Origin of the sequence: Bacteroides sp. CAG:633, assembly GCF_000435115.1 — a bacterium.
In the GTDB taxonomy this organism is placed as follows: Bacteria; Bacteroidota; Bacteroidia; order Bacteroidales; family Bacteroidaceae; genus Bacteroides; species Bacteroides ndongoniae.
Genome location: NZ_FR883093.1, coordinates 4,343 through 13,693 on the forward strand (window position 1 = coordinate 4,343; position 9,351 = coordinate 13,693).

10 protein-coding genes are annotated in these 9,351 nt (G+C 46.4%); all 10 read right to left on the bottom strand.

Annotated features, from left to right (window positions below; all coding sequences use genetic code 11):
- Positions 1–53: 53 nt before the first annotated feature.
- On the bottom strand, positions 54–2,081 hold the full coding sequence (locus tag QVP67_RS09645; protein ID WP_288180086.1) for an NPCBM/NEW2 domain-containing protein: 2,028 nt from the start codon (positions 2,079–2,081) through the stop codon (positions 54–56).
- A 23-nt stretch (positions 2,082–2,104) separates the two neighbouring features.
- Positions 2,105–3,466, bottom strand: a complete 1,362-nt coding sequence (locus tag QVP67_RS09650) for a glycoside hydrolase family 43 protein (protein WP_022163355.1) — start codon at positions 3,464–3,466, stop codon at positions 2,105–2,107.
- A 381-nt stretch (positions 3,467–3,847) separates the two neighbouring features.
- Positions 3,848–5,140, bottom strand: a complete 1,293-nt coding sequence (gene tyrS, locus QVP67_RS09655) for a tyrosine--tRNA ligase (protein WP_022163356.1) — start codon at positions 5,138–5,140, stop codon at positions 3,848–3,850.
- 79 nt (positions 5,141–5,219) lie between these two features.
- The gene (locus QVP67_RS09660; protein WP_288180087.1) at positions 5,220–5,864 is read right to left on the bottom strand and encodes a TatD family hydrolase; all 645 of its coding nucleotides are present in this window, start codon (positions 5,862–5,864) and stop codon (positions 5,220–5,222) included.
- 27 nt (positions 5,865–5,891) lie between these two features.
- Complete coding sequence (yidD, locus tag QVP67_RS09665) at positions 5,892–6,113, bottom strand: membrane protein insertion efficiency factor YidD (protein ID WP_083380841.1); 222 nt, start codon at positions 6,111–6,113, stop codon at positions 5,892–5,894.
- Positions 6,110–6,487, bottom strand: coding sequence for a ribonuclease P protein component (gene rnpA / locus QVP67_RS09670; protein ID WP_022163358.1), 378 nt, complete (start codon positions 6,485–6,487; stop codon positions 6,110–6,112). The genes yidD and rnpA overlap by 4 nt, the downstream gene beginning before the upstream one ends.
- A 163-nt stretch (positions 6,488–6,650) precedes the next feature.
- Positions 6,651–7,403 carry a uroporphyrinogen-III synthase gene (locus QVP67_RS09675; RefSeq protein ID WP_022163359.1) on the bottom strand — a complete coding sequence of 251 codons (753 nt, stop codon included), beginning with the start codon at positions 7,401–7,403 and terminating at the stop codon, positions 6,651–6,653.
- Between the two features lie 4 nt (positions 7,404–7,407).
- Positions 7,408–8,136, bottom strand: a complete 729-nt coding sequence (locus QVP67_RS09680) for a DUF4271 domain-containing protein (protein WP_022163360.1) — start codon at positions 8,134–8,136, stop codon at positions 7,408–7,410.
- Positions 8,133–8,720: a TIGR00730 family Rossman fold protein gene (locus QVP67_RS09685; protein WP_022163361.1), complete on the bottom strand. Its 588-nt coding sequence runs from the start codon at positions 8,718–8,720 to the stop codon at positions 8,133–8,135. Before QVP67_RS09685 ends, QVP67_RS09680 begins: the two co-directional genes overlap by 4 nt.
- Positions 8,721–8,800: 80 nt before the next feature.
- Positions 8,801–9,310, bottom strand: a complete 510-nt coding sequence (locus QVP67_RS09690) for an RNA polymerase sigma factor (RefSeq protein WP_022163362.1) — start codon at positions 9,308–9,310, stop codon at positions 8,801–8,803.
- Between the last annotated feature and the right edge of the window lie 41 nt (positions 9,311–9,351).

Below are 9,351 nucleotides of genomic sequence, written 5' to 3' on the forward strand. Positions count from 1 at the left end.
AGGCTGCACTCCGCCGGGATGCAGCCTCTTTTGTATTTCCAAAGAACCGGTTATCAGCGTCCTTTCCGAAACTTATAAAGCAGTACACCATGAGCCGGAACTTCCAGTTCCAATGCTTCTCCTGATGTATTGAGCACTTTAATATCCTTCTGTCTCCAAAGGTCGCGAACCGTCTGTTTGCCCGATATGCCCAGCTTGTCGAAATCGCGGAAAGAAAGGCTGGCCTTCTCGCGGTCGAAGTTGCAGAAGCCAACGGCTTTTCCGCCATCCTCCAAATCCTTCACATAAATGCGCAGGTCGCCGATGGAGTGTACGCAAGTGGCCTGTTTGCCCAATGGATCCTGATTGATGGCAATCACTTCGTTATTGGTCAGCAGGCTGTAAGCAAAGTCATCCAGCTTCTCCAGGTCGCAACCTATCAGCAACGGAGCCGAGAACAGACTCCACAGACTGATGTGCAGATACTGTTCATCGGGTTTCAGCTTTGTCGGATGAGCATTTCCCCATCCTACAATGCCTACTACCAGCATATCGAGGTCGTTCCAACTGCCGGGCTTTGCCCAAGCTGCCGCACGGTCTTGCGACAAAGCTATGCCTTTGACGCTTTCCCACGTATCGGTAATGTCATTGGTAGTACGCCAGCATTGTCCGCCAACGGCATTTCCCCACTTCCAGACATCGCCCATACCATATTGGCACAGGTTGTAAACGATGTCCCGAGGCTGCTGACGCAAGTAGTCGCCCATAATCTTGAACGGTTTTCTTCCTAAAATTGAGTCGCCACCTCCCTGAAACTCCAGCGAACCTACGCTATAGGGATCTTTATTCAAATCACGGTCGAGCACACCGCCGTAGCTGCACCAGTCGTACTTCAGGTAATCGATACCCCACTTGGCATACATCTCGGCGTCCTGTTTCTCGTATCCATAACTGCCAGCACAGCCGCCACAAGTCCACGGGCCGGGCGAAGAGTATATGCCGGTCTTCAGTCCCAGCGAATGAACGTAATCGGTCAGCTCCTTCATGTCGGGGAACTTGGCATTGGGCAAGATGTATCCATTGTCGTCGCGCCACTTGCCGGCTCTGGTCGGGTCGTTGGGATCGCGGTGGTGCTGCCACGAATCATCTATGTTGATGTAGGTCCACCCGTAGTTGATCAGTCCGCTTTCTACCATGGCTCTTGCAGCCTTTTTAATCTTCTCGGCAGAAACTTCGTGACCGAAGCAATTCCAGCTGTTCCAGCCCATCGGGGGAGTCAGCGCAATCCGGTTGCCGCACTCAATGCGGAACTTCTTCTTGTCCGTACCTTTTTTGTTTTTTGCTTTCAAGGTTACTTCATACGTACCGGGCTTTGTCAGTTTGCCGGTTATCAATCCTGTCTCCGGATTGATTTCCAGTCCATCAGGCAGTCCGGACGCCGAAAACTTCATCGGCCGGTCTCCCGTAGTGGCTACCAGGAACTGAAAGGGTGAACCGGGACGTACACCGAACACCAGTGCACAATTTATTCTCGGAGTGGCAGGAGCAGGAGGAGTCAATATGTAAGGCTCCGTTGCAATGAATTTCAAGGTAGGGAAACTATCTGCTCCCTTCGACAAAATCTTTGCATCGGCCCAGTCGGCATGGTCGTAATGCGGACCGTCACCGCCTTCCTTCACCAACAGTTCCAGCCGTTTTACGCCGTCCAGCGAAACAGAACATTCTTTGGGAGCATCGCCCACTTTGACTATTCCACTGGTCCACAACTGCGCACCGTCGCCTATCACGATGAACTCGGCCGCATTCTTGCGCTCCAGTACTTCATCGTCCAAACCTACCTGGGCGATAAAGCGGGTTGCCCCACCATCCAGCTGGATAGCCACCTCGCTGACAGAGTGAGTTCCCACTCCACGTTCAAAGGTCTGCCCGCCGATGGTAAGTTTCCGCCCGTCAATCGACTTGTTCTTCATCGGCATGCCATATCCCTGAGTCATGGCTGTCAGATCCAAATCGTCCAGCCATACAGTCTTCGACTGGGCACAGGCAGCCATCGTATTTGCCAATACCAGACTGGCAACAATCAAAAGTCTTTTAGTCTTCATACGCTTGGCCATGTATCGGTAAGTTATTTCTGTGCTTGAAACATCCAGTAGTCGAAATACATCAGACGACCGGGCTTCTTACCTTTACAAACGAAGTAGAGGTCGTGTACACCACTCACCTTGGCCACGCCCGAAGACACCAGTGCCCAGCGGTTATCGCCTCCCGTCATGGGAACTTTTATAGTAGCCAGCAAGTCACCCTGCGGACTATCCAAACGAACTTCCATCGTAACGCCTCCATTGTGAGTTGTTCCTACGCGGGCCATAAACTTCGACGCTCCCTCTTTACGGAAGTCAACGCCTTTTACCTTAATATACGCTCCATCGTTCATGGCATTGACAAATACGCCTACCTCTTTATTCTGGCCAGCCTTCATGCCTTCCGAGAAAGCCATGGTCTCAGCCTCAGTCTTTCGATAGGGATTCAAGTTTTCTAGTCCCTTCTCTATGCCCGCCGTCATCTTCATGGGTACCAACGTACCATCCTTATTGAACTCAGCTTTCTGTACACAAACAGAACGGGTAAAACCTCCACCGCCCGGCAGTGCACCGTTGTGATAGAACAGATAGGTAGAACCTTTATAATCAACAATACCCGGATGGTTGGTAAAACTGCCACCCTCGGTAGGCATCAGCGTACCACCATACTTCCAGGGACCAACAGGACTCTTGCTCATCGAATATCCCAAGTGCTCGGGAATGGGGCCTCCTGCCCAAAGCAGATAATACCAGTCGTTGTGTTTGTACAACCAAGGACCTTCTTCGTACAGCGTCGGGCGTTCGGCCACGTTTCCTTCCCGCTTGCCGAAAGACTCTTCGGTCATCGGCACCCGGACAATGTCGCCCGAATACGAAATCATGTCCTCATTCAGTTTCACATAGTAACAGAAAGGATTACCCCAATACAGATAAGCCTGCCCGTCATCATCAATCATAACCGTAGGGTCAATATCTCCCTTTCCGCTACTTACCAACGGTTTGCCCAACGCATCGTAGAAAGGTCCGTATGGGCTGTCTGCCACAGCCACACCGATGGCGCCTCCTCCTTTGTTCATCGTGACAGGTACATAAGCATAGAACTTTCCGTCACGCTCCACGCATTGCATGGCCCAGGCATCGCCCTTTGCCCAACTGAAAGTCTTGTACGAAAGTACTGCTCCGTGATCGGTCCAGTTCACCATGTCGGTGGTAGTGTACAGTTTCCAGTCATTCATCACAAACCATGTGGAAGCATCTTCGTCATGGCTGGTATAAAGATATAACGTACCGTCGTATGCCATTGGTGCAGGGTCGGCCGTGTAGTGTGTTTGTACAATCGGATTCTGGGCATAAGTTGACGCAGCCAGCAGTCCGATGGATAAAAATAAAAATCCTTTTTTCATCATAGCTTAATGGATAATATAAAGTTTAACATATGGATTCTCTCTAAGATGATTCAGAAATAAGGGAAACAATTATTGATTGAATAAATAGCTTTAAAAAGAATGATTACTAATATTAAAGGTTGCATTTAAGCGTTTATCGCCGTGTTTCTGTGGCTAAAGTTACACAGATTTATAATATTAGTGGCAAAAAAACACTAAAAAATAAACTTGCACCATGAAAATTGTATCTCAGCCATATTATATCCCTTGATTGAGACGAATAACCCAACCTGTTCCCACCATATATAATATCCATTAGCAACCTGTAAAAACATAAAAAAACGCCATTGAGGACAGATTCCTCAATGGCGGTTCATCTTTTCTATAAAGGATCTTATAGATTTACTTTGCAATAATCAGGTAATAGTTCTTCTTACCACGTTGAACCAACAGATACTTATCATCCAGCAGATCAGCAGTAGTGACTACCTGGTCAAAAGCAGTCAGTTTCTCCTTATTCAGCGAAACGCCACCACCTTGTACCAGCTTACGCATTTCACCCTTCGAAGAGAATACAGCTGCATTCTCAACAAACAAATCAACAGCTTTCACGCCGGCAGCCAAAGCATCGCGAGATACCTCAAACTGAGGAACACCTTCGAATACAGAAAGAAGCGTCTGCTCGTCCAGTTTCTTCAAAGCCTCCGACGTACCACCACCGAACAGGATATTCGAAGCTTCAACTGCTGCATTGTAGTCTTCTTCAGAGTGTACCATGATTGTCACTTCCTTAGCCAGACGCTTCTGCAAAGCACGCAGATGCGGAGCTTGCTGATGCTCGGCTATAAGGGCTTCTATTTCCTCTTTACCTATCGAAGTGAAAATCTTAATATATTTCTCAGCATCCACATCGCTGACATTCAGCCAGAACTGATAGAACTTATAGGGAGAAGTATAACGAGGATCAAGCCAGATATTACCACTTTCAGTCTTTCCAAACTTACCTCCGTCGGCTTTTGTAATCAAAGGACAGGTCAAAGCATACACTTCACCACCATTCGTACGACGTATCAGTTCGGCACCGGTTGTAATGTTTCCCCACTGATCACTTCCACCCATCTGAAGCTTGCAGTTCTTGGTTTCGTACAAGTGCAGAAAGTCGTAACCTTGCAACAGCTGGTAAGTGAATTCCGTAAACGAAAGTCCGTCACGTGCCTCACCATTCAGTCGTTTCTGTACCGACTCCTTTGCCATCATATAGTTCACAGTAATGTGTTTTCCTACTTCACGGGCAAAGTCAAGGAATGTAAAGTCCTTCATCCAGTCATAATTGTTCACCAATTCGGCATGATTGGGAGCATCAGAATCAAAATCCAAAAACTTGGAAAGCTGCTTTTTGATACATTCCTGATTATGACGCAATGTCTCCTCATCGAGCAGATTACGTTCCTGCGATTTACCCGAGGGATCGCCAATCATTCCCGTAGCACCTCCAATCAGTGCCAGCGGCTTGTGTCCACAACGCTGGAAATGACGCAGTATCATCACACCGCACAAGTGTCCGATGTGCAGAGAATCGGCTGTAGGGTCGATGCCCAAATAAGCCGTAACCATTTCTTTAGATAATAACTCTTCCGTACCCGGCATCATTGTGTGGAGCATGCCACGCCATCTTAATTCTTCTACAAAATTCATCGAATGATTGATTGTTTAATGATTTGATTTATAGTTATACTTTTCGCAAAAGTACGACCTTTCTTCGAAGTAACAAAACTTAATGTCCAAAAAAGACACGATGTATATTACAAGAAACAGCTTCTCGAAGTTCGCTACAGGACAGGCCTCGCAGGCGAGCAGCCTCTTCGTACAGGCTGGCAATGGAAACTTCGCTTTCGTCCGTCTCCAAAAACAACCGGTCAAGAGGTATCTGCCTCAAGGTTTCTTCCTGGTACCTGGCACCGAACGAAAGGTACAGACCGTGGCGAACCAAATCCTGGGCCAGCTGTACTTTCCCACGGAAGCCATGAATAATCCAAGGCACACGAGGCTTCAGCTCGCGCTTCAGCTGTATCAGTTCGGCCTGTGCCTTCACTGCATGAATGACCAGCGGTTTGCATACTGCTTCGGCCACACCTGCCTGATAACGGAAAACATCCGTCTGACAGTCGAGTGCTACGCGAGACAAATGGTCGATACCGGCCTCACCCACAGCCAAAACATGCGGGTGAGATACCATCTCCTCAAAACTGCAACGGAAAGAATCAGTCTGCCACTCACATTCGTCTGCATACCAAGGATGAACGCCTACGGAATACCACTCATCCTGCAATGGTGCAAACGTATGGGGCTGACAACTGACAATGGCCTGTCCCACTTCAGCCGGAAGTTTATGGGTATGTATGTCTATAGGAAATATCATGGCAGAACTGAAAAGACATCCGTCCTCCTAAGGCACAGGATCATAGCCTGATCCTCCCCAGGGATGGCAACGCAAAATACGCCGTATAGCCAGATACAATCCCTTAAAAGGGCCATGCTTCTTGATAGCCTCTACTGCATATTGCGAACAGGTAGGAGTAAAACGGCACGAAGGAGACAGCATAGGCGATATGCACCGCTGATAAAAATAAATAGGAAGTAACAATAACCAAGACAAAAGCCTTTTCATAACTTCTCGGCTATACGCGACAAGGCTATCTTCATACGTTCTTCGATGACTGAAGACGGAACCAGCTCGTCCGACAAATAGATAAACGCAACCGCCAAACGGGTCTGACTGCCAGATAATGCGTCAGACAACAAGTGTTTGTTCAACCGATAGGCCTCACGGATCTGACGTTTCACCCGGTTACGCTTCACAGCCCGTTTGAAACGACGTTTCGATACACTAACGAGTATGGAAACCGGAACATCCAGTTCCTCGACAGGCAGGTACACCACACGTAACGGGAAGACGGAAAACGAACGCGAACCGCCCGCAAACATCTTCTCTATGACCTTTTTCCGGTCCAGCCGTTCCGATTTATGTAATGTATTAGCCAATGAAAAACTGATTTACAAAATTCTTATTCAACCCGATAAAAAAGAAAATCCATTAAAACCATCAGAAAAAACAGAGAAGGTAAAGTCTAAAATTTGCCCCTCCAAAAGCATCACAGTTTTTTCAGACCTTACCTTCTCCGATTTCGATATCGGGCTTAACCTATTATTTTCCCTTGTTATTCTCCTTAATGAACATATCGAGTGCAGCAGTCATCGAAGGAGCTTGTACGCTCGGAGCTTCCAAATCCAAACGAAGTCCGGCATCGCGCACAGCCTGGGCAGTAGTCGAACCGAAAGTACCAATCTTTATATCTTTCTGCTCGAAGTTGGGAAAGTTCTTCTTCAGTGAAGAAACACCTGCCGGGCTGAAGAATACCAGCATATCATAATCGAATGCCTCATCGGGAGTAAAGTCATTGCTCACCGTACGGTACATTATTGCTTCAGTATGCTGTATCTTGTTTTTGTCGAGTGCATTCTTTATCTCATCGGTGTGCACATCAGACATCGGAACCAGATATTTCTCGGTCTTGTGCTTAATGATAGCAGGCAGCAAATCATCAAACTTACCAGTATTTCCAAAGAATATCTTACGCTTACGATACTGCACATATTTCTGGATGTACAATGCAATAGATTCCGTCACGCAGAAGTACTTCATCGTTTCGGGTATGGTAACACGCAACTCTGTACACAAATGGAAAAAGTGGTCGATGGCATGGCGCGAAGTAAATACCACAGCTGTATGGTCCAGAATAGAAACTTTCTGTTGTCTGAATTCCTTCGCTGAAAGGCTTTCTACCTTAATGAACGGACGAAAATCGATTTTTACGCCGTATTTCTCTGCTATGTCGTAGTAAGGAGATTTCTCTGATGCCGGTTTCGGCTGCGACACAAGTACTTTCTTAATTTTCAACGTCCTAAAATTTTATTATCAAAAAATCGTTTAGCTTAACCATACCCTCGTACAACATGATACAGGGCACAATTTCAAGGGCACAAAAGTACAAAATTAAAAGGACATAGCCATATAAATTATTACAAAAAAGCTTTATCCACTTATATAGCATCAATATTTTAGCAAAAAGCCAAAGAAACAACCCGATTATTAACGTAATTTGCAAATCTAAATCGAAATAGACAATAAAAAGAACAAGCGGAAAAAGCGCCAACCCCAAGTAATAAAGAAGTGTAGAATAGGACTCAAGCCAAAGAGAAGTACGGCTTTCGTCAAAAAAAATCCAACCAAGACTTGAGTAAACAAGCCACTTCAGGAACAAATAGGCCAAACAAATGCCGATATAGATAGCCAGAAGCCAGAGAGGAGGAACATAAGTGACCAGATCGGGCCTGACCTCATTGAAATAATTGAAAAAGAAAACACCCGACAACACACAAGTCTGTAATATAAGTAACAGCAAATATCGCATATCTGCTGCCGTCGATGTAGCAAAAATACTGGTACGCTCGCGATGCAGCAAGAAGTCTTTCACCAACTGAAGCAAAAACTTCCGGCTGCGTGAAAGGACATAAGCCGACAGGAAAAAGCATCCCAGCAGAATAGCTGCAACCGCATCATCCATACGTGGAGAATACGGAATAGGAATCCCTTCCGTCCCAACCAGCCATACCGTCAACAAATTCATCATATAGCGGCAAACTTACGGATAGATACATCCCACAACGGTGTATTATATACCAGCTCAATAGCTTCCTGCGGAGTGTGGGCCACATGCCAGATTGTGCTGTGCTGCGCCCGCATAAAGTTTTCTTCTACCGATTTCTGCAACATTTCAAGCAGATGATCATAGTAACCTTTAATATTCAGAATCACAATTGGGTTCAGGTATAAGCCCAATTGTTTCCATGTAATGACCTCCAACAATTCCTCCAATGTGCCACATCCGCCGGGCAAAGCAATAACGGCATCACTCAAATCGGCCATTTTCTGTTTGCGCTGATGCATGTTTTCTACTTCGATCAGTTCCGTCAGACCCGTATGATGCCAACCTTGTTCTACCATGAAACGAGGTATCACGCCTGTCACTTCTCCTCCTTCGGCCAATACGGCATCGGCCACAGCGGCCATCAGTCCCATGTTTCCGGCTCCGTTGACAAGCCGGATGTGTTGTTTTCCCAACAAAGAGCCCAGTTCGCGAGCCGCATCAAAATAAACAGGATCAATCTTTGTGCTCGAAGCACAGTAAACACATACAGAGTTTATCTTATTCATTGTTACTTGCCATACTACTTGTTATCACGGCGACAAAGGTATGGATTTTCAACGCCATTGGCAAAAGATAAACCTGAAACTTACCTGAAGTACTTCAGTTCCTGCTGCAATTTCTGGCGGGTACAGAAGATACGGCTTTTGACAGTGCCTAAAGGTAATCCAAGTTTCTCGGCAATCTCGCGATACTTGAATCCTGCCACGTGCATGGAAAAGGGCACCTTATATTCGCTCGGCAAAGCGTTTACGACACGGTGCATTTCCTTCAGGTCATAAGCCTGGTCCGTACTTTCATAAGTAGGTTCGGTCGATGAATTCAGATGATACAGATTATCCGTCTGGTCCACAAATGTCTGTTCACGGACTATTTTCCGGTAGTTGTTGATAAAGATATTGCGCATGATCGTATATACCCAGCCTTTAAAGTTGGTTTCGGGCATGTATTTATCTTCATTGTCCAATGCCTTGAGCGATGTTTCCTGCAGAAGGTCGTTAGCGTCCTCACGGTCGGCAGTCAGCTTGTAAGCGAAGCGCAGTAAGTCATCCTGTATACTAAGAAGGTCCTTTGTAAAGTTTGTACTGTTGTTGGTCATAAATTCTTTTAATTAACGTGAATTCGATATAAAATTAGAAA

What these genes read in the sequence shown, in the direction of transcription:
- QVP67_RS09645 (WP_288180086.1), bottom strand. Translation starts at nt 2,081, where the DNA reads ATGAAGACTAAAAGACTTTTGATTGTTGCCAGTCTGGTATTGGCAAAT.
- QVP67_RS09650 (WP_022163355.1), bottom strand. Translation starts at nt 3,466, where the DNA reads ATGATGAAAAAAGGATTTTTATTTTTATCCATCGGACTGCTGGCTGCG.
- tyrS (WP_022163356.1), bottom strand. Translation starts at nt 5,140, where the DNA reads ATGAATTTTGTAGAAGAATTAAGATGGCGTGGCATGCTCCACACAATG.
- QVP67_RS09660 (WP_288180087.1), bottom strand. Translation starts at nt 5,864, where the DNA reads ATGATATTTCCTATAGACATACATACCCATAAACTTCCGGCTGAAGTG.
- yidD (WP_083380841.1), bottom strand. Translation starts at nt 6,113, where the DNA reads ATGAAAAGGCTTTTGTCTTGGTTATTGTTACTTCCTATTTATTTTTAT.
- QVP67_RS09680 (WP_022163360.1), bottom strand. Translation starts at nt 8,136, where the DNA reads ATGATGAATTTGTTGACGGTATGGCTGGTTGGGACGGAAGGGATTCCT.
- QVP67_RS09685 (WP_022163361.1), bottom strand. Translation starts at nt 8,720, where the DNA reads ATGAATAAGATAAACTCTGTATGTGTTTACTGTGCTTCGAGCACAAAG.
- QVP67_RS09690 (WP_022163362.1), bottom strand. Translation starts at nt 9,310, where the DNA reads ATGACCAACAACAGTACAAACTTTACAAAGGACCTTCTTAGTATACAG.